Source organism: Nocardioides sp. Soil_C_8 (assembly GCF_057656315.1).
This window is the reverse complement of record NZ_JBDGKQ010000005.1, coordinates 121,050-139,841: the sequence shown is the minus strand read 5'-3', so window position 1 is coordinate 139,841 and position 18,792 is coordinate 121,050. Positions and strand designations below refer to the sequence as shown.

The window sequence follows — 18,792 nt, the reverse complement described above, 5'->3', positions numbered from 1 at the left end:
CCGGGCCGATCGCCCCAGTCGCGACCGCCCGCCGATACCGCTCAGGCGTCGGGGAAGAAGCCCCGCATCCGGTGGAGGGCGAGCCGGGCGGCCGCCTTCCCGGCGGCAGGGATGGGTACGACGTCCAGCAGCGGCAGCGGCCGGGTCCAGTCCGGGTCGGAGGGCAGCGCGCCCTCGGGGCCGGCGTACGACGGTGTGAGCGCCCGCTGCACCGCCTCCTCGAGGCCGAGGAGCGGACCGCCCGAGCGCGGCTCCCAGGTGTGGCCGGGCCGGCAGACCATGTCGTGCCGCAGCGACTCGATGAGCGCGGTGACGGTGTTGAACGGCGCCGTGGTGGCCAGTGCCGCGCCGAGGCCGACGAGCCCGGTGGGGGCGACGGGCGCGGGCACGCGCACCCGCGACAGCCCGGCCTCGCCGCCGACGACGTGCAGCAGGTCGGGGTAGGCGACGACGTCGGGGGCGCCGAGGTCGACCGCACCGGTCGGGCCGTCGTCGGCCAGTCCGTCGGTGATCGCGCGCAGGACGTCGGAGGCCGCCACCGGCTGGACCGAGCTGTTCATCCACGTCGGCACCGGCTGCACGAGGAAGAGCGTCGCGATCTGCCGGATGATCTCGAACGACGTCGACCCGGCGCCGACCACGACGCCGGCGCGGAGCGCGACCGCTCCGTCGGTTGCGCCGAGGAGGATGCGCTCGACCTCGAGCCGCGAGGCGATGTGCGCCGACAGGTGGTCCTCCGGCACCTGCGGCACGAGACCGGAGAGGTAGACGAGGCGTCGTACGTCGCTCTCCGCCACGGCAGCCGCGACGGTCTCCGCCGCCACCCGGTCGCGGTCACCGAAGTCGCTGCGGTCCAGCGAGTGCACCAGGTAGACGACGGCGTCGGCGTCGGCCACCTCACCTGCGACCGCCGCGGGATCGGTGACGTCGCAGCGGATCGCACGGACCCGGTCGTCCCAGCCGAAGTGCTCGGGCCGCGGCGGCGAGGACGAGGCGGCCACGACGTCGTACCCCTGCTCGAGCAGGTGCGGGACGAGGCGCGAGCCGATGTAGCCGGTGGCGCCGAGGACGAGGACCCTCATGCGGCCTGCTCGCCGAGGTGCTTGAGGAGGTTGCGCGAGAAGACGGTGCCCATGTGCTTGACGACCCCCGCCATCACGCGCTCGACCGCAGGCCTGGCCAGGCCCGGGAGCGGGAGGTTGCAGGCGATCTGGAGGTCGATGCTCACGTCGGTGCCGCCGTCGGCGTGGTCGGCGAGGTCGTAGGTGCCGTCGACGGCCGTCATCTCGTCGGGCCGGTCGGGGTCGTGGGTGAAGACGATCCGGTCCTCGGGGTGCAGCTCCATCACCTCGGTGAACTTCGGCGCCACCGAGAGGCCGAGAACCGGGATGGTGCCCATCCGCCAGACCCAGCGGTCACCCTCGACGTCGATGCTGGTGACGTAGGGCGTGATCTGCGCGATCAGGTCGGCGTCGGTGAGGGCGGCCCACACCTCGCTGCGCGGTGAGCGCAGCACGGCCGTCGAGCGGTCGCGGGCACGGAAGGTCGCCATGGCGCGAGGCTACCGACGGCGCCCACACGCCCGGACCACCCGCCCGAGCGGTGGGTGGGACATCTTCCGGCGGCCCAGAAGCTGCGTCACCCACCGCTCGAGCGAGATCAGCGGGGCAGCTCGCCGAGGTTGCGGAGGAGCAGCGCCTCGGCCTTGACGACCTTCTCGAACTCGGCGAGGTGGAGGCCCTCGTTGGCGCCGTGGGCGCGGGTGTCGGGGTCCTCCACGCCGGTGACGAGCACGCTGGCCTGCGGGAACGCCTCGAGGAACTCGGCGATGAACGGGATCGAGCCGCCGACGCCCATGTCGACGGGCGCGGTGCCGTCCCAGGCCTCGGCGAACGCGGCGCGCGCGGCGTCGTACGCCGGACCGCTGGCGTCGATCTGCGTCGCCTCGCCGGTGTCGACGACGGTCGTCGTGAGGGTCGCGCCCCACGGGGTGTGCTTCTCGAGGTGCGCCTGCAGGCACTGCACGGCGTTGGCGGTCGTGTCGCCGGGTGCGATGCGCATGCTGATGCGGCAGCGCGCGGCAGGGACGAGGGTGTTGGAGGCGCCCTCGACCTTGGGGGCGTCGAGGCCGGTGATGCTGATCGACGGCTTGGTCCACAGTCGCTCGACGACGGAGCCGGAGCCGATCCACTCGATGCCCTCGGCGGCGCCGGACTCGGCGCGGAGGCGGGCCTCGGGGTACTCCACGTCGGCGGCGGGGCCGGAGTGGAGGCCCTCGACGGCGACGTTGCCGTCGTCGTCGTTCAGCGAGGCGATGACGCGACTCAGGGTCATGATCGAGTCGGGGACGAGGCCGCCCCACATCCCGCTGTGCACGGCGTGGGTGAGCGTGCGGACCTCGACGTCCATCCGCACCAGGCCGCGCAGCGAGGTGGTGAGGGCGGGCTCGCCGATGTCCCAGTTGCCGGAGTCGGCGATGACGATGACGTCGGCGGCGAGGCGCTCCTTGTGGGCCTCCAGCAGCTCGACGAGGGTGTCGGAGCCGACCTCCTCCTCGCCCTCGATGAACATCACCAGGTTCACCGGCAGGTCGTCGCCGAAGACCCGCACCGCACCGAGGTGGGCGGCGATGCCGGCCTTGTCGTCCGCCGCGCCGCGGCCGTAGAGCCGGTCGCCGCGCTCGGTGGGCTCCCACGGCGGGGAGTCCCAGTCGGCGTGGTCGTTCTCGGGCTGGACGTCGTGGTGGGCGTAGAGCAGCACGGTCGGGGCGCCCTCGGGGCCCGACTTCTTGGCGATCACGGCCGGCGGGGCACCGTCGTGCGCGCGCACGATCTCGCACTCGAAGCCCTCCGCCGCGAACAGGTCGCGGGTGGCCTCGGCGCTGCGCTCGACCTCACCGGCGCGCGCCGGGTCTGCGGAGACGGACTGGATGCGGACGAGGTCCTCGAGGTCACGGCGGATGCCGGGCATGACCTCGGCGAGGCGGGCGGGGATGTCGACAGTCATTCGGCCACCCTAGGGCCCACCGCTCAGCCGTCGAGCGACGACCGGTCGCTCTGCCGGCGCTCCAGCATCAGCTGGCGCTCGGAGTCGACGAAGCCGAGCCGCCGGTAGATCCCGATCGCCTCGCCGTCGTCGTCGGCGACGATCACGAGCGTGCGCGCACCGAGGTGCTCGAGCGCGTAGCGACCCGCCGCGTGCACGGCCGCGGCGGCCAGCCCCTTGCGGCGGTGGTCGGTGTGCGTCTCGACGCTCTGGAACCGCGCGACGCCCTTCTCGGTCGTGAAGACGGCCGCCGTGCTGACGACCTCGTTGTCGACGAACGCGCCGAAGCGGGTGCCGCGGCCGGCGTCGATGAGCGCCTGCTCCTGCACGTTGCGCCCGCGCGCGAACCGCAGGTGCGACTCCTCGTCGTCGCGCTCCTCGATCGCGAGGCTCAGCCGGGCGCGGCTCTCCCAGTCCGACACGGACTGCAGCGGGCGGACCTCGGCCTCGACCTCCCGGGGGGCCTGCAGCCCCGACGCGGTGAGCACCGACGCCACGTCGACCACGAGCCCGGCAGCCTCGAACGCGGCACTCGCCTCCGGGGCGAGGTCGGGGGTGTCGATGCCGATGCTGACGTGGCGCGCCTCGGGGAACTCGGTGTGGAAGGCGCCCACCACCTCCCGCTCCCCGCCCGGCGCGGGCGGCTGCGCGAGGAGGATGAAGTTGCCCCAGTAGTACGTCGGGTTGGCCGGCGTACGGACCACGAGGTGGGTGCCGCGGTCCTCCACGGTGCTGCCCGACGCGGTCAGCAGGGCCAGGTCGGTGCGGAAGCCGAGCGAGGTCACGTCCATGGGCGCAGGCTAGAGGTTGTCCGCGCCCGTGTCGGGGTCGGCCGTCGTGGAGGGCGAGTCACCGTGCCCGGGGTCGGCGTCGGCGTCCCACCGCCAGTCGCGCACCTCGGGCAGGTCGTCGCCGTGGTCGCGGGTCCACTGGCGGGCGCGGCGACGCGTGTCGACCATCTCCTGGCGGACGGCGGCCGCCCGCGTGCCGAGGTCCGGCACACGGTCGATGACGTCCATGACCAGGTGGTAGCGGTCGGTGTGGTTCATCATCACCATGTCGAACGGCGTGGTCGTCGTGCCCTCCTCCTTGTAGCCACGGACGTGGATGTTGTCGTGGTTGGTGCGCCGGTAGGTCAGCCGGTGGATCAGCCACGGATACCCGTGGTAGGCGAAGATGACCGGCTTGTCGGTGGTGAAGACCGCGTCGAACTCCCGGTCGCTCAGGCCGTGGGGGTGCTCGCGCTCGTCCTGGAGCCGCATCAGGTCGACGACGTTGACGAAGCGGATCCGCAGCTCGGGCAGGTGCTCGCGCAGCAGCGACACCGCGGCGAGCGCCTCGAGGGTGGGTACGTCGCCCGCTGCCGCCACGACCACGTCGGGATCGCCCTCGTCGTTCGAGGCCCAGTCCCAGATGCCGAGGCCGCGGGCGCAGTGCAGGTCGGCCTGCTGGGCGTCGAGCCAGTCGAAGCTCGGCTGCTTGCCGGAGACCACGACGTTGACGTAGTGCTCGCTCTCCAGGCAGTGGGCCATCGTGGACAGCAGCGTGTTGGCGTCCGGCGGCAGGTAGACGCGCACGACCTCGGCCTTCTTGTTGACCACGTGGTCGATGAACCCGGGGTCCTGGTGGGAGAAGCCGTTGTGGTCCTGGCGCCACACGTGCGAGCTGAGCAGGTAGTTGAGGCTGGCGATGCGCGGGCGCCACTCGATCTCGCGGGTGGTCTTGAGCCACTTGGCGTGCTGGTTGAGCATCGAGTCGACGAGGTGGATGAACGCCTCGTAGCAGCTGAAGAGCCCGTGCCGCCCGGTGAGCAGGTAGCCCTCGAGCCAGCCCTGGCAGGTGTGCTCGGAGAGGATCTCCACCACCCGGCCGGACCGGGCGAGGTGCTCGTCGACGTCGGCGAGCTCGCCCGCCCAGACCTTGTCGGTCACCTCGTAGACGGCGTCGAGGCGGTTGGAGGCCGTCTCGTCGGGCCCGAAGATGCGGAAGTTGGTGTCGTTGTCGCGGACGACGCCGACGAGCCACTGACCCAGCACGCGGGTGGGCTCGTGGATGGACGAGCCCGGACGCTCCACCTCGACCGCGCTGTCGCGCCAGTCGGGCAGCCGCAGCGGCCGCTTGAGCAGGCCACCGTTGGCGTGCGGGTTGGCGCTCATCCGGCGGGTGCCCGCGGGCGACTGCCGGCGTACCGCCTCCACCGGCTTCCCGTCGTCGCCGAAGAGCTCGTCGGGAGCGTACGAGCGCAGCCATTCCTCGAGCTGCGCGCGGTGCTCGTCGTTCTCCCGGGTGCCGGCGAGCGGCACCTGGTGGGCCCGCCACGTGCCCTCGACCGGCTTGCCGTCGACCTCTGCCGGGCCGGTCCAGCCCTTCGGCGTGACGAGCAGGATCATCGGCCAGGGCCGTCGCTCGACGTCGCCGTCCTCGCGAGCGGCGCGCCAGGTCTCGCGGATCATGTCGTGGGCCTCGTCGAGCGCCGCGGCCATCTGCTGGTGGACGTCGGCGGGGTCGTCGCCCTCGACGGTGATGACGTGGTGGCCGTAACCGCGCAGCAGGCTCTCGAGCTCCTCGCGCGGGATGCGGGCCGGGATGGTCGGGTTGGCGATCTTCCAGCCGTTGAGGCTCAGGATCGGCAGCACCGCGCCGTCGTTGACCGGGTCGACGAACTTGTTGCCGTGCCAGCTCGCTGCCAGCGGACCGGTCTCGAACTCGCCGTCGCCGACGACGGCGGTCACGACGAGGTCGGGGTTGTCCATCGCGGCGCCGTAGGCGTGGGAGAGCACGTAGCCGAGCTCGCCGCCCTCGTGGATGGAGCCCGGGGTCTCCGGGGCGACGTGGCTCGGGATGCCGCCGGGGAACGAGAACTGCCGGAACAGCCTCGACATGCCGTCGCGGTCGGCGCCGATCGCGGGGAACACCTCGGAGTAGGTGCCCTCCAGCCACGCGTTGGCGACCGCCGCCGGCCCGCCGTGGCCCGGCCCGCAGAGGATGATCGCGTCGACGTCGCGCTCCCGGATCAGCCGGTTGAGGTGGGTCCACACGAGGTTCAGCCCGGGCGTCGTGCCCCAGTGGCCGAGCAGCCGGGGCTTGATGTCCTCGCGCTGGAGTGGTCGCTCGAGCAGCGGGTTGTCGAGGAGGTAGATCTGCCCGACGGAGAGGTAGTTGGCCGCACGGAACCAGAGGTCGAGCTCGCGGACCTGGTCATCGGTGAGGGTCGCCATGCTCCTTCACTACCGGAAACCGGCGCCGGTGTGAATCACCTGCTGCGGGTCTCCCCTTCCACGCCGGGTGTGCTCAGAGCGGGAGGTACGGCGACAGGTCGGTGCGCTCGCCGCTCGCGAGCACCCGGCCCGCGTCGAGCGCCTCGCCCCACGTCGTACGGCCCGTGGCGAGGTCGAGCCAGGTCTCGCCGTCGGTCTCGACGACGGCGGGCGGGGTGCCCCGGGTGTGGCGCACGCCGGGCACGACCTGGACGGCCGCGAACGGCGGCACCCGGACCTCGACCGACCGGCCGGGGGCGCGCAGCTCGAGGCGGGCCAGGTAGTGCTTGACCAGCGCGCGGGTGTCGCCCGCGGCCTCGGCCGTGGCGAGCTGCTCGGGGGTCAGGACCTTGAGTCGGGCGGGCACGCACCGAGGCTAGACCGACTCGAGGATCTCCACGCAGGCCGCCCAGGCGGGGCTGTCGGTGTCGATCACGCCGAAGTGGCCGCCGCTGACCTCGACCAGGGTGGCGTCGGCGCCCGCCGCGGTCGCCGCGTCGACGTAGGCCTCGGCCTGGCTGAACGGGACCGTGTCGTCGTCGCGCGCGTGGACCGCCCAGACCGGGACGTCGAGGGGCACCTGGGTGAGCGGGTCGGCCCGGTCGTACGCCGACTCGCCGGCGTCGCCGAGGAAGGCCACCGCGGCGTCGTCGCCGAGGTGGTCCGCGACCGCGGCGCGCAGGTCGAGCACCCCCGCCTGGCTGACGACGTGGGTGAGGGCCGGGCCGTCGGCCCAGCGGTCGAACCGCAACCGGGCGCCGGCCCAGGTGGCGAGGTGCCCGCCGGCCGAGTGGCCGAGGGTGACGACCGGCCCCGTGGCGTCGGCGGCGACGGCCCCGATGGCGGCGTGCACGTCGTCGAGGGTGGCGGGGAAGCCTCCGCCGTTGCCGACCCGGCGGTACTCCACGTTGGCGGCCGTCCAGCCGCGCGCGACCAGGTCCTCGGCGAGCGGGGCGCCGTAGTCGGCGCCGTACTGCGCCTTCCAGAAGCCGCCGTGGATCACGACCACCAGCCCGCGGCTGGCGCCGCCGGGGACGTGGAGGTCGACCCACTGGCTCGGGTCGTCGCCGTAGGTGATCCGCCGGGGTTCGCTCGCCACGTCACCCACCCTGCCGGACGGCTCCTCGGCGCACCCGCCGAGGGCGGCCGACACGCCGACCGCCCCGGCGGCGGCCAGCACGGCGCGGCGGCTCGGCCCGGTCACCCGTCGGTCGTCTCGTCCGGCTCCGTCGGCCCGGGCCCGTCAGCCGGCTCGTCGGGGTAGGGCTGCACCATCTGCACGAGCAGGTACGTCCGGCGCTCCGGGTCGCGGCCGCGGGTGCGGTCGGCCCACGACTCGACCAGGTCGTCGATCTCCTGGCGCAGCTGGTGCGCCTCGTCGTCGGAGAGCCTGATCGCGTGGTCGGAGGTCGAGAAGACGCCGCGCCCCTCCTCGCGGCTCATCGCGAAGGTGCGGTCGACGACCTGGTGCAGCCACGCCAGCTTGTTCGAGCGGAAGACCTCCACCGCCGCCCGCCCGCCGGGCGCCGCGGCGAGCTCGCTGAGATTGACCGTGTAGCCCGCGTCGGCCGTCGCGCGCCACACGCGGTCGCGCTTGTCGCGCGCCTGCTCCGGCGCCTCCTCGACCAGGCCGTACTTCGCGAGCTGGCGGAGGTGGAAGCTCGCCTGGTTGGCCGGGATGTCCATCTCCCGCGCGAGGTCGGCGGCCCGGGCAGGCCCGGAGGCGTAGAGCTCGTCGAGGATCCGGGTGCGCACCGGGTGCGCGATCGCACGCAGGACACGGGGGTCGCTCAACGGCTGTGACTCGGCCATGCGACCACCCTACCGAATTGCGCACGCACTATTGCGCAACAGTACTTGCGCAACATATGGTGCGGAACATGCCCGGGTACCGACAGCTCTCGAAGAACCGCGACTTCACCGTCCTCTGGATCGGCGACACCGTCAGCGAGCTCGGCAGCGCGCTGTCGACGTTCGCGTTCCCGCTCATCGCCTACGCGCTCAGCGGCTCGGCGCTCACCGCGGCCACCGTCGAGGCGGCCTACCTCGGCGGCCTCTGCGCCACGCTGCTGCCGGCCGGCGTGCTCGCCGACCGCGTCGACCGCAAGCGGATCATGCTGGCCTCCAGCGTCACCGGGTGTGCGGCGTACACCTCCCTCGCGGTCGCGGGCGCGACGGGGACCCTCACGCTCCCCCACCTGGTCGCCGTCGCACTCGTCGCCGGCGTCGCAGCGGGAGCGTTCAACCCGGCCCAGCTCTCAGCCATCCGCTCGGTCGTGGCCACCGACGACCTGCCGACCGCCCTCAGCCAGAACCAGGCCCGCCAGCACGTCGCCTCGCTCCTCGGCGGGCCGCTGGGAGGTGCGCTGTACGCCGTCACACGGTGGCTGCCGTTCGCGGTCGACGCGATCACCTATGCGGTCGCGTGCGCGACGGTCAGCCGCGTGCGCACCGACCTGTCGGCACCGCGCCGTCGCCGCGAGCCGCTGCGCCGGCAGCTCGCCGAGGGCTTCCGGTTCATCTGGCAGCGCCCGTTCTTCCGCACGCTGATGGTCTGGTCCTCCCTGACCAACCTGGTGACCAACGCGATCTTCTTCGTCGTCCTCCTGCGCATGGTCGCCGAGGGCGTGCCCGCCGCGCAGATCGGCCTCGTCTCCATGGCCGCAGGCCTCGGCGGCATCCTGGGAGCGCTGCTCGCGCCGAGCCTGATCCACCGCATGCCCACCGGGCGGCTGACCGTCCTGATCGGCTGGATGTGCTGCCTGCCCCTCGTGCCGCTGACCGTCTCGTCGAGCGTGTGGACCGCGTGCGCCAGCACGTTCTTCCTGCTGCTGCTCAACCCGGTCGGCAACGCCGGCATCAGCTCGTACCGGATGGCCGTCACCCCCGCCCACCTGCAGGGCCGCATCGGGTCGACGAGCCAGTTCACGTCGATGTCGGTGATGCCACTCGCTCCGCTGCTCGGCGGCTACCTGCTCGAGCACCAGGGCGGCGCCACGGCGATCAGCGCGCTGGTCGTCGCCTCAGCCCTCCTGGCCGTCCTCCTCACCTCGAGCCGGTCGATCCGCTCGGTGCCCCGCCCCTCGGAGTGGGTCACCCACGAGGAGGGGGCTCCTGCCCCGGCGCTTGCCGCGTGATCGTGGGAGTCACCGGATATCCGGTGACTCTCCCGCTTGTCACACAAGACCTGGGGCACAAAGCAGGAAACTCGGGTGCACAGTCCTCAACCGACGCGGGAGAAGCGGGCGCCGACCTCGGCGACCTTCTCCACCAGCTCGGGCGGCGACTCGACGACGAAGTCGGCACCCGACGACGCCAGCACCATCACCGGCCAGTCGAGGTCGTCGACGTTCATCTCCAGCACGCACCCCTCCCCGTCCGCGCTCACGGTGCCCCATCGGCCCACCGTGGCGGCGAGCTCCTCGGCGGGCATCGCCAGCCGAACACGTACGGCGTGGCGCTGCGGCATCCGGCGGATGCCCTGCTGCACGAAGGCGAGGGCGTCGTCGGCCGGGAGCTCGCGCGGGCGGAAGCGCTGGCCGGTGGGCTCGGGGGCGCTGACCCGGTCGAGCCGGAAGCTGCGCCAGTCGGTGCGGTCGCGGTCCCAGGCCACGAGGTACCACCGTCGGCCTAGCGAGACGAGGCGCAGCGGCTCGACGCGGCGGTGGCTCACCTCGGCCTCGCGGGCGGCGTAGTCGAAGCGCAGCAGCTCGCTGTCGCGGCAGGCCTGCGCCAACGTGGTCAACACGGTCGCGTCGACCACTGGCGCCCCCTCCCAGGGGCCGGGAGCATCGGTCTGCGACGCGACGGCGTCCATCTGCCGGCGCAGCCGCGGCGGCATCAGGGACAGCACCTTCGACAGCGCCTGCACCGACCGGTCGTCGGTGCCGCCGACCGCACCCACGGCGGCAGTCCGCAGACCGACCGCGATCGCGACCGCCTCCTCGTCCTCGAGCAGCAGTGGCGGCAGCGACCCGCCCGCGCGCAGCTGATAGCCACCGGCAGCACCTCGTACGGCGTCCACCGTGTAGCCGAGGTCGCGCAGCCGGTCGACGTCACGACGCAGGGTGCGGGGGCTCACCTCGAGCCGGTCCGACAGCTCCGGGCCGGGCCAGTAGCGGTGGGTCTGGAGCAGGGACAGCAGTCGCAGCATCCGTTCGCTCGTGCTCATGGATCCAGAATAGGTACGAATGCGGACAGGAACTGACCGCATGGGTCCCTAGCGTCGGGGACATGACCTACCACCAGCACACCGGACCGGCGATCGTGACGCGTGGCCTCACCCGCCACTTCACCTCGCGCAAGCAGACCGTCGAGGCCGTCACTGGCCTCGACCTCGAGATCGGGCAAGGCGAGCTCGTGGCCTTCCTCGGGCCGAACGGGGCGGGCAAGTCGACCACCCTGCGCATGCTGACCACGCTGATCGCTCCCACGGCGGGCTCGGCGAGCGTCGCCGGCCACGACGTCGTCACGGGGCAGCGCGACGTGCGCCGGGCGATCGGCTTCGTCGGGCAGGGCAACGGCGCCGGGCACCGGCAGCTCGGCCGGGACGAGCTGATCAGCCAGGGCCGCGCCCACGGCCTGTCCCGCACCGACGCCCGGCGCCGCGCCGCCGAGCTCGTCGAGGACCTCGACCTCACCGCCGTCGCCGACCGCAAGGTGTCCTCGCTCTCCGGTGGCCAGCGGCGCCGGCTCGACATCGCGATGGGGCTCGTGCACCTCCCGCGGGTGCTCTTCCTCGACGAGCCGTCGACGGGCCTCGACCCGCAGAACCGCGCGAACCTCCAGGACCTGATCCGGCGGCTGCACGCCGAGAGCGGCAGCACCGTGGTGCTGACCACCCACTACCTCGAGGAGGCCGACGCCCTCGCCGGTCGCGTCATCGTGGTCGACCACGGGCGGATGATCGCCGACGACACCGCGGCCCGCCTCAAGAGCGGGCTGGGCGACCTGGTCCGCCTCGGCTTCGGCTCGCCGGGCGACTCCGCCCGGGCCGCCGCCCGGCTGGAGCGGGTCCCCGACGCCCGGGTCGAGGTCGACGGACCGTCCGTCGACCTGCGGGTCAAGGACGGCTCCGCGATGGTCGGTGAGCTGCTGGCCGACCTCGCCGCGGACGGCGTACCCCCGACCCGGGTGGAGGTCGCGCGACCCACCCTCGACGACGTCTTCCTCGACCTCACCGGTCGCAGCCTGCGCGAGACCCACCAGTCCCCCACCACCGATGCGGACGCCCAGTCCGCCGAGACCGAGAGCGAGGTCGCAGCATGAGCACCTTCGTCGCCGACACCGTCAACGTGATGAACCGCGAGCTCAAGCCCGTGTGGCGCGAGCCGATGGCCGTGGTCTTCGCGATGATCCAGCCGCTGGTCTTCCTCGGCCTGTTCGCGCCGCTGCTGCCCGAGATGGCCGACGGCTCGGCGTTGCAGTGGTTCGTGCCTGGCATCGTCGCGATGACCGCGCTGATGGGCGCCTCCTTCACCGGCTCCAACCTGATGGAGGAGATGCAGTCCGGCTCGCACGAGCGGCAGCTCGTCTCGCCGCTGGGCCGGCCGGCACTGCTGGTCGGACGGGCGCTCAAGGAGGTCGTGCCGATGCTGATGCAGGTCGCGATCATCGTCGCGGTCGTCACGCCGTTCAGCTTCGACCTGCACCTCGGCGGCGTGCTGGCGGCGGCGCTGGTCCTGTCCGTCTTCAGCATCGGCGTGGGCGCGCTGTCGTTCGCGCTGGCGCTGGCGTCGAAGGGCGAGGACTGGATGTTCTGGACCGTCCAGCAAACGCTGCTCTTCCCGACCCTGCTGACCGCGGGCGTGCTGCTGCCGATGGACGGGGCACCGCAGTGGCTCGAGGTCGTCTCGATGCTCAACCCGATGACGTACGTCGTCGACGCGGTCCGCGCGCTCTTCGCCGGCACCTTCCCGGTGGACGTCGTCCTCCAGGGCGTGCTCGGCGCGGGTGTCGTCGCGGCCCTCGGCCTCGTCGTCGGGGTGCGGGCGATGCGCCGCTCGAGCTAGTCGAGTCGGCGAGTCTGTTCGCTCCCAACGGGTCGAGTCGGCGCATCTGCACACGCCTCACGTGCAGGTGCGCCGACTCGGCGCGATTTCAGTGTGCAGATGCGCCGACTCGACGTCAGGAGCCGAGGGCCGCCGGAAGGGTCGCGCGCCAGGCCGCCTTGGCCTCGGCGACGGGCAGGTCGAAGGCGCCCTCGACGGAGATGGTGTCGCCACCGGTGCGACCCAGGGGCACCAGCGGTACGCCGTGGCGCTGGGCGAGGTCGACCAGGGTGTCGGCCTGCGCGTCGGTCACCGTGACGAGCACGCGGGCGGTCGACTCCGAGAACAGGGCGACGAACGCGTCGTCGGCGACCGGGGCGAGGGAGACCGAGACCCCGATGTCCCGCGCGAAGGTCGACTCGGCGAGCGCCTGGGCCAGGCCACCCTCGGAGAGGTCGTGGGCGCCGGTCAGGACGCCGTCGCGGGCCGCGTCCTGCAGCAGCGCGGCGAGCGCCTGCTCGGCCGAGAGGTCCAGCGCCGGCGGGAGGCCGCCGAGGTGGCCGTGCACGACGTGGGCCCACTCCGAGCCCGAGAGCTCGTCACGGGTCTCACCGAGGAGGAACACCCGCTCGCCCGCGGCCGCGAAGCCGGTCGGCGTACGCCGGGTGACGTCGTCGATGACCCCGAGGACCGCGACGACCGGGGTCGGCAGGATCGCCGTCTCGCCGGTCTGGTTGTAGAGGCTGACGTTGCCGCCGGTGACCGGGACGCCGAGCTCGAGGCACGCGTCCTTGAGGCCGCGGCACGCCTCGGCGAACTGCCACATCACGTCCGGGTCCTCGGGCGAGCCGAAGTTGAGGCAGTCGGAGACGGCCAGCGGGCGGGCGCCTCCCGTGGCGACGTTGCGGTAGGACTCGGCGAGCGCGAGCTGCGCACCGGTGTAGGGGTCGAGCTTGGCGAAGCGGCCGTTGCAGTCGGTGGACACCGAGACGCCGAGGTTGGTGTCGGCGTCGACGCGCACCATGCCGGAGTCGGCCGGCTGGGCCAGGACGGTGTTGCCCTGGACGTAGCGGTCGTACTGGTCGGTGATCCACGACTTGTCGGCCAGGTTGGGGGACGCGACGAGCTGGAGCAGGGTGTCGCGGAGCTCGTCGCCGGACTCCGGACGCGCCAGGCCGGAGGCGTCGTCGGCCTGGAGCGCGTCCTGCCAGTCGGGCCGGGCGTACGGCCGCTGGTAGGTGGGGCCGTCGTGCGCAACAGACCGCGGAGGTACGTCGACGACGCGCTCGCCGTGCCAGTCGATGTGCAGGCGGCCGGTGTCGGTCACCTCGCCGATGACGACGGCCTCGACGTCCCACTTCTCGCAGATCGCCATGAAGGCGTCGACGTCCGCGGGCTCGACGACGGCCATCATCCGCTCCTGCGACTCGCTCATGAGGATCTCCTCGGGAGCGAGCGTGGAGTCGCGCAGGGGCACGCGGTCGAGCTCGACGTGCATGCCGCCGTCGCCCGCCGAGGCGAGCTCCGAGGTGGCGCACGAAAGCCCGGCGCCGCCGAGGTCCTGGATGCCCGCGATCACGCCGGCGGCGAAGAGCTCGAGCGTGCACTCGATGAGCAGCTTCTCCATGAAGGGGTCGCCGACCTGGACGCTGGGCCGCTTGGCCGGGCCCCCGGTGCCGTCTGAATGGGCGTCGAAGGTCTCGCTGGCGAGCACCGAGACGCCGCCGATCCCGTCACCGCCGGTGCGGGCGCCGTAGAGCACGACCTGGTTGCCGGCGCCGGAGGCCTTGGCGAGGTGGAGGTCCTCGTGGCGCAGCACGCCCACGCAGAGGGCGTTGACCAGCGGGTTGCCGGCGTAGGTCTCGTCGAAGACGGCCTCCCCGCCGATGTTGGGCAGGCCGAGGCAGTTGCCGTAGCCGCCGACGCCGGCCACGATCCCGGGCAGCACGCGCGCGGTGTCGGTGGCGTCGAGCGGGCCGAAGCGCAGCGGGTCCATCACCGCGACCGGGCGGGCGCCCATCGCGAGGATGTCGCGGACGATGCCGCCGACGCCGGTGGCGGCGCCCTGGTAGGGCTCGACGAACGACGGGTGGTTGTGGCTCTCGACCTTGAACGTCACGGCGTAGCCCTGGCCGATGTCGAGGACGCCGGCGTTCTCACCGATCCCGGCGAGCATCTTGCCCACCGGCGTCTCCTGGGGGATCTCGCCGAACTGCTTGAGGTGCACCTTGGTGGACTTGTAGGAGCAGTGCTCGCTCCACATCACGCTGTACATCGCGAGCTCCGAGCTAGTCGGGCGACGCCCGAGGATCTCGCGGATCCGGGCGTACTCGTCGGCCTTGAGGCCGAGCTCGGCCCACGGCTGCTCGCGCTCGGCGTCGGTGGCCGCCAGGGCCACCGTGTCGAGGGTGCCGGTCGCACCGGAGGTCGTCAGACCGGCGTTCGTGGCGGGGCGGGACTGCGGGGCGGCGCTCGTGTCGGGCACGGCGCCAATCTACCGGCGTCGCGCCCGAGGTCGGCCGCCGGTCCACCCGGGCCGCGACCGCCCCACGACTACGCCAGCAGCCCGTCGGCGATGACCTCGAGCATCGGGCGCACGGTCTCGACCTCGAGGCCGGAGGTGTCGGCGACCGTGGCGACGCCGCCGACGAGCCGCGCGACCTGGAGGGGAGTGACGTCGTCGCGTACGGCGCCCTGCTCCCGCAGCTCGTCGAGCACCCGTCCACTCGCCGTCTGCAGCACCTCGCACTTGCTCCGGATCGGCGAGCTCTCGTCGCCCATGGCGCCGGTGATCTTGGCCGGGCCGCCCTTGTGCACGCTGATCAGCCGGACGTACTCCTCGAACCAGTTGAGGAGGACGTCGCGCGGGGCTCCCTCGTGGGCAAGCGCCTTGTCGGTCGTGTCCTGCACATGGTCGACCCAGGCCTGCATGACCGCATCGATGAGGTCGTCACGGGTCGGGAAGTGCCGGTAGAGCGTGCCCGGCCCCACCCCGGCCTGCTTGGCGATGAGGTCGAGGGACGCGTCGTAGCCCTGTTCGCGGAACACCTGGCGGGCCACCTCGACGATGCGGTCACGGTTGCGCTGAGCGTCGGCACGCACGGACTTTCCCTTTCGGTCTTGCTAAACGGAGACAGTCTCCGTATTGTCACCGAGGAAGCGGAGTCATCCTCCGGATCTACTGTACCTCGGCTCCACAGAGTCAGAACAGGACTGCACCTCATGTCATCCACCACCTCCCTGCTCCCGCAGGGATCCCGGCGCGAGCTCCCGACCGACCTGCCACCGCAGGCCGGTCGCGCCGCCGCCGGCATCGCGATCGTCCTGGTCGCCCAGCTGATGATCGTGCTCGACGCCACGGTCGTGAACGTCGCGCTCCCGCGCATCGACGCCGACCTCGCCTTCGGGCCCGCATCCCTGTCGTGGGTCCTCAACGCCTACACCCTCGCCTTCGGCGGGCTCCTCCTCCTCGGCGGGCGCCTCGGCGACGTCCTCGGCCGCCGCCGCACCTTCGAGGCCGGCCTCGCCGTCTTCACCGTCGCCTCCGCGCTCGGCGGGCTCGCCCAGACGCCCGGCCAGCTCGTGGCGACGCGCGCGCTCCAGGGCGTCGGCGCGGCCCTGGCCGCACCGAGCGTGCTGGCCCTGCTGACCACCAGTGCTCCCGACGAGGCGGCGCGCAACCGGGCCCTCGCGCTCTTCGGCGCGGTCTCCTCGGGCGGCGCCTCCATCGGCCTCGTCCTGGGCGGGCTGCTCACCGACGTCGGGTCGTGGCGGTGGACGCTCTTCATCAACGTCCCCCTCGGCATCGCCGTGCTGCTCCTCGTGGGCCGGTTCGTCGACGAGACCGCACGTCGTCCCGGACGCTTCGACCTCGTCGGCGCTGCGAGCGCGACGGTCGGCGCCGTGTCCCTCGTCTGGGCCCTCATCGGAGCTCCCGAGCACGGCTGGGGGTCGGCTCGCACCGTCGGCGGCTTCGTCCTCGGCGCGGCACTGCTGCTGCTGCTCGCCCGTACCGAGACCCGGCACCCGCACCCGATGGTGCAGCCGCGCCTGGTCCGCAACCGGCGACGCGTCGGCGCCCTCGTCGCGATGGCGCTCGTCGTCGGCGCGAACCTGTCGATGTTCTTCCTCGTCGTCCAGTACGCCCAGACGGTGCTCGGCTTCGGACCGCTGATGTCGGGCGTGGCCTTCCTGCCCTTCAGCCTCGGCATCTTCGCGATGTCGCGGGTCACCCCGTGGCTCATCGGCAGGGTGGGCCCGCGCGCGATGGTGATGACCGGCACGGCCGCGCTCACGCTCGGCTACGCCTGGCTCAGCGACGCGGGCACGGACGGTACCTACCTCGGCACCGTCTTCGGGCCGATGGTCATCGCCGGCCTGGCCACCGGCCTGGTGTTCATGCCGATCACGGTCACCGTCCTGGCCGGCGTCGAGCCGGAGCACGCGGGCGCGGCGTCCGGCCTCCTGCAGACCACCCAGCAGCTCGGCAGCGCGATCGGCGTCGCCGTGATCGTCTCGGTGTACGCCGCCGGCGCGGTGCCTGGCCAGCTGGTCCCCGGCTTGCAGGCGGCCTTCCTCACCTCGGCCGGCTTCGCGGCGCTGGCGCTGCTCGTCACCGCGGCCCTGCTCCGGGCGCCTGCACCGCAGGTCGTGGAGCTGGTCGACGACCGCGAGCAGCCCGTCGCCGAGGCGGCCTGACCTCGGGCCCGACCTCGGGCTCGACCTCGGGCCTGACCTCGGGCCCAACCCAGGAGGAGCCCCGTCCGCGTCGGCCGCGCGCCTACCGGCGGGGCTCCTGCGCGTGTCCGCCCGGGGTCGGCTCGTGGACGACCCGCACGGCCTGACGACGCTCGCCACCGTCCGCCTGGTCGTCGGCCTCGGTCCCCACCTCCAGGGCCTCGACCTCCGCCGACTCGTCGGCCTGGTCCTCATCCTCGCGCTCGTCGTCGCGCCGCGACTCCTTGCCGCCGGCGCGGACCCCCGCCTCGCGTGCCGCCTCCCGCTCGGCCTTGCGGGCGGCGCGCTCGGCGCGCTTCTCCTCGAGGGCCGCGCGCTTGGCCTCGCGCACCTGCTCCTTCTCCCGCGCGGCGCGGGCAGCCGCCTCCTCCGAGGAGGTGCGCTCGAGCCGCGGGGTCTGCATCCGGGCGGGGCCGCCGCGACCGCTGGCCATGCCGCGCGACATCGTCCCGGCCCGCGCGGCCATGCCGCCGGCCATCCCGCCGATGGGTGGCGTGCCGGTGACCGGACGCCTCCCCCCGCCCGCGCGGCTGCCGAGGAGCCCGCCCGCGGCGGCCGCGGACAGTGACGTCAGCCCCGCCGCGGAGAGTCCGGTCAGGTCGGGGACGGAGACCGCGACCGGGGCGAGCGGCGGGAGCCCCGCCACACCGGCGACGCCGGACTGGGCGGCTCCCGGCACCGAGGTCGACGGGGGCGCGACGGTGCCGACCCCCGACTCCTCCCCGCCGGAACCGCCGAACCCTGCGAAGCTGCCGCCGGTCAGCGACAGCAGCTCGGTGCGCACCGTGACCAGCTCGGCACGGGCCGACCGGAGCCGGGCGCTCTCCTGGTCGAGCGCCACCGTGAGCCGGTGGCGGATGTCGTCGGTCTCGGCCTGGCCGCGCGTGACCTTGCCGCGTTCCTCGTCCTCGGAGGGCTTGAAGACCAGGTGGCGCGACTCCCCGACCACCTCGTGCGGGACCGCGGCCACCGTGGTCCAGGCGCGGTCGAGCTCCTTCTGCGAGGACGTCATGACGGTGGCGGCCGCCCGCAGGCAGTCGGCGATCCGGTCGGCCAGCGAGGTGAAGCGGTCGAGGTGCGCGAGCACCTGCTTGCGGTGCTCCTCGTAGCTCTCCGCGGAGGCCGCGTCCCACCCCTCGGTGGCGCGCCGCGCGGCGTCGACGAGCTCGTCGCCGCGACGTGACACGAGCGCGCTCACCTCGGTCCACCGCTGGGCGGCCGCCTCGAGCGGCCGGACGTCGGCACGCAGCTCCCACGGGTTGGCCGGCACGGTCAGCGCCCTCCCGGTCCCGGGAGCATGCCGAGGGGCCCCTCGCCCAGCAGGTGGGTGGCGCGCTCGAGCTCCGACGCGACGGCGTCGTCGGCGCGCACGGCGTCGCGGGCCGCATCGACCAGGCCCGCGACGCCCAGCTCGAGGGCACCGGCGAGCGACGTCAGGACCTCGTCGGCATCGGTCAGCGCATCGGAGTACGACGCCGCGAGGTTGGCGGTGCCGGCCGCGTCGCCGAGCGCCACGCAGGCCCCGGCGAGCTCGTCGGCGGCGTCGGCCCAGTCCTGCCTCATCGCGTCGAGGACGCGCTCGGACGTGCCCGCCAGCTCCACCAGCCGGGCCGGCTCGACCTGCATCAGGGATCGCTTGCCGCGTGCGTTCACCTCAGCGGGATACCCGCGCCCGCGCGAGCCAAACACGACGGCGACCGGCCTGTGGGCAAAGATCGGGTCCGAGGCGGTTTCGCGGGACCCCGGACGGGGAAGTCGAACGG

General features: G+C 73.2%; 17 protein-coding genes. 4 read left to right on the top strand and 13 right to left on the bottom strand.

Annotation, left to right across the window (positions count from 1 at the left end; genetic code table 11):
- Nucleotides 1–41: 41 nt before the first annotated feature.
- From AC3A3L_RS20170 to AC3A3L_RS20135, 8 genes are all read right to left on the bottom strand, one after another.
- Nucleotides 42–1,082 carry an NAD(P)H-binding protein gene (locus AC3A3L_RS20170; RefSeq protein WP_487641832.1) on the bottom strand — a complete coding sequence of 347 codons (1,041 nt, stop codon included), beginning with the start codon at nt 1,080–1,082 and terminating at the stop codon, nt 42–44.
- Nucleotides 1,079–1,552, bottom strand: a complete 474-nt coding sequence (locus AC3A3L_RS20165) for an SRPBCC family protein (protein ID WP_487641831.1) — start codon at nt 1,550–1,552, stop codon at nt 1,079–1,081. Before AC3A3L_RS20165 ends, AC3A3L_RS20170 begins: the two co-directional genes overlap by 4 nt.
- A gap of 107 nt (nt 1,553–1,659) precedes the next feature.
- On the bottom strand, nt 1,660–3,006 hold the full coding sequence (locus AC3A3L_RS20160) for a M20/M25/M40 family metallo-hydrolase (protein ID WP_487641830.1): 1,347 nt from the start codon (nt 3,004–3,006) through the stop codon (nt 1,660–1,662).
- A 23-nt stretch (nt 3,007–3,029) separates the two neighbouring features.
- On the bottom strand, nt 3,030–3,836 hold the full coding sequence (locus AC3A3L_RS20155; RefSeq protein WP_487641829.1) for a GNAT family N-acetyltransferase: 807 nt from the start codon (nt 3,834–3,836) through the stop codon (nt 3,030–3,032).
- Between the two features lie 9 nt (nt 3,837–3,845).
- Nucleotides 3,846–6,263, bottom strand: coding sequence for a phosphoketolase family protein (locus AC3A3L_RS20150; protein WP_487641828.1), 2,418 nt, complete (start codon nt 6,261–6,263; stop codon nt 3,846–3,848).
- A gap of 73 nt (nt 6,264–6,336) precedes the next feature.
- Nucleotides 6,337–6,669, bottom strand: a complete 333-nt coding sequence (locus tag AC3A3L_RS20145) for a sterol carrier family protein (RefSeq protein ID WP_487641827.1) — start codon at nt 6,667–6,669, stop codon at nt 6,337–6,339.
- 9 nt (nt 6,670–6,678) lie between these two features.
- Nucleotides 6,679–7,506 (bottom strand): alpha/beta hydrolase, encoded by an 828-nt coding sequence (locus AC3A3L_RS20140; protein WP_487641826.1) that lies wholly within the window; start codon nt 7,504–7,506, stop codon nt 6,679–6,681.
- Complete coding sequence (locus AC3A3L_RS20135) at nt 7,503–8,114, bottom strand: winged helix-turn-helix domain-containing protein (RefSeq protein WP_487641825.1); 612 nt, start codon at nt 8,112–8,114, stop codon at nt 7,503–7,505. Before AC3A3L_RS20135 ends, AC3A3L_RS20140 begins: the two co-directional genes overlap by 4 nt.
- A 68-nt stretch (nt 8,115–8,182) precedes the next feature.
- On the opposite strand from AC3A3L_RS20135, the gene AC3A3L_RS20130 reads away from it, so the two are divergent.
- Nucleotides 8,183–9,439, top strand: coding sequence for an MFS transporter (locus AC3A3L_RS20130; RefSeq protein WP_487641824.1), 1,257 nt, complete (start codon nt 8,183–8,185; stop codon nt 9,437–9,439).
- Between the two features lie 86 nt (nt 9,440–9,525).
- Here AC3A3L_RS20130 and AC3A3L_RS20125 read toward each other — a convergent pair whose 3' ends face one another.
- On the bottom strand, nt 9,526–10,473 hold the full coding sequence (locus AC3A3L_RS20125) for a helix-turn-helix transcriptional regulator (protein ID WP_487641823.1): 948 nt from the start codon (nt 10,471–10,473) through the stop codon (nt 9,526–9,528).
- 62 nt (nt 10,474–10,535) lie between these two features.
- On the opposite strand from AC3A3L_RS20125, the gene AC3A3L_RS20120 reads away from it, so the two are divergent.
- Both AC3A3L_RS20120 and AC3A3L_RS20115 read left to right on the top strand, forming a co-directional pair.
- Nucleotides 10,536–11,570 carry an ATP-binding cassette domain-containing protein gene (locus tag AC3A3L_RS20120; RefSeq protein WP_487641822.1) on the top strand — a complete coding sequence of 345 codons (1,035 nt, stop codon included), beginning with the start codon at nt 10,536–10,538 and terminating at the stop codon, nt 11,568–11,570.
- Nucleotides 11,567–12,313: an ABC transporter permease gene (locus tag AC3A3L_RS20115; RefSeq protein WP_487641821.1), complete on the top strand. Its 747-nt coding sequence runs from the start codon at nt 11,567–11,569 to the stop codon at nt 12,311–12,313. The genes AC3A3L_RS20120 and AC3A3L_RS20115 overlap by 4 nt, the downstream gene beginning before the upstream one ends.
- A 115-nt stretch (nt 12,314–12,428) precedes the next feature.
- Here the strand turns inward: AC3A3L_RS20115 and purL are convergent, their stop codons facing one another.
- Both purL and AC3A3L_RS20105 read right to left on the bottom strand, forming a co-directional pair.
- A complete protein-coding gene (purL, locus tag AC3A3L_RS20110; RefSeq protein ID WP_487642024.1) occupies nt 12,429–14,726 on the bottom strand; it encodes a phosphoribosylformylglycinamidine synthase subunit PurL in 2,298 nt (765 codons plus the stop codon).
- A gap of 119 nt (nt 14,727–14,845) precedes the next feature.
- Nucleotides 14,846–15,394 (bottom strand): TetR/AcrR family transcriptional regulator, encoded by a 549-nt coding sequence (locus tag AC3A3L_RS20105; protein ID WP_487641820.1) that lies wholly within the window; start codon nt 15,392–15,394, stop codon nt 14,846–14,848.
- Nucleotides 15,395–15,514: 120 nt separating this feature from the next.
- Between AC3A3L_RS20105 and AC3A3L_RS20100 the strand changes: the two genes are divergently transcribed.
- Entirely contained in the window at nt 15,515–16,990 is a 1,476-nt protein-coding gene (locus tag AC3A3L_RS20100; RefSeq protein ID WP_487641819.1) for an MFS transporter, read from the top strand.
- A gap of 82 nt (nt 16,991–17,072) precedes the next feature.
- Here AC3A3L_RS20100 and AC3A3L_RS20095 read toward each other — a convergent pair whose 3' ends face one another.
- Complete coding sequence (locus tag AC3A3L_RS20095) at nt 17,073–18,299, bottom strand: hypothetical protein (RefSeq protein WP_487641818.1); 1,227 nt, start codon at nt 18,297–18,299, stop codon at nt 17,073–17,075.
- 2 nt (nt 18,300–18,301) lie between these two features.
- Nucleotides 18,302–18,682: a hypothetical protein gene (locus AC3A3L_RS20090; protein ID WP_487641817.1), complete on the bottom strand. Its 381-nt coding sequence runs from the start codon at nt 18,680–18,682 to the stop codon at nt 18,302–18,304.
- Nucleotides 18,683–18,792: the final 110 nt, after the last annotated feature.

Coding starts and splice junctions, on each gene's coding strand:
- AC3A3L_RS20170 (WP_487641832.1), bottom strand. CDS start 1,082: ATGAGGGTCCTCGTCCTCGGCGCCACCGGCTACATCGGCTCGCGCCTC.
- AC3A3L_RS20165 (WP_487641831.1), bottom strand. CDS start 1,552: ATGGCGACCTTCCGTGCCCGCGACCGCTCGACGGCCGTGCTGCGCTCA.
- AC3A3L_RS20160 (WP_487641830.1), bottom strand. CDS start 3,006: ATGACTGTCGACATCCCCGCCCGCCTCGCCGAGGTCATGCCCGGCATC.
- AC3A3L_RS20155 (WP_487641829.1), bottom strand. CDS start 3,836: ATGGACGTGACCTCGCTCGGCTTCCGCACCGACCTGGCCCTGCTGACC.
- AC3A3L_RS20150 (WP_487641828.1), bottom strand. CDS start 6,263: ATGGCGACCCTCACCGATGACCAGGTCCGCGAGCTCGACCTCTGGTTC.
- AC3A3L_RS20135 (WP_487641825.1), bottom strand. CDS start 8,114: ATGGCCGAGTCACAGCCGTTGAGCGACCCCCGTGTCCTGCGTGCGATC.
- AC3A3L_RS20130 (WP_487641824.1), top strand. CDS start 8,183: ATGCCCGGGTACCGACAGCTCTCGAAGAACCGCGACTTCACCGTCCTC.
- AC3A3L_RS20125 (WP_487641823.1), bottom strand. CDS start 10,473: ATGAGCACGAGCGAACGGATGCTGCGACTGCTGTCCCTGCTCCAGACC.
- AC3A3L_RS20120 (WP_487641822.1), top strand. CDS start 10,536: ATGACCTACCACCAGCACACCGGACCGGCGATCGTGACGCGTGGCCTC.
- AC3A3L_RS20115 (WP_487641821.1), top strand. CDS start 11,567: ATGAGCACCTTCGTCGCCGACACCGTCAACGTGATGAACCGCGAGCTC.
- AC3A3L_RS20100 (WP_487641819.1), top strand. CDS start 15,515: ATGTCATCCACCACCTCCCTGCTCCCGCAGGGATCCCGGCGCGAGCTC.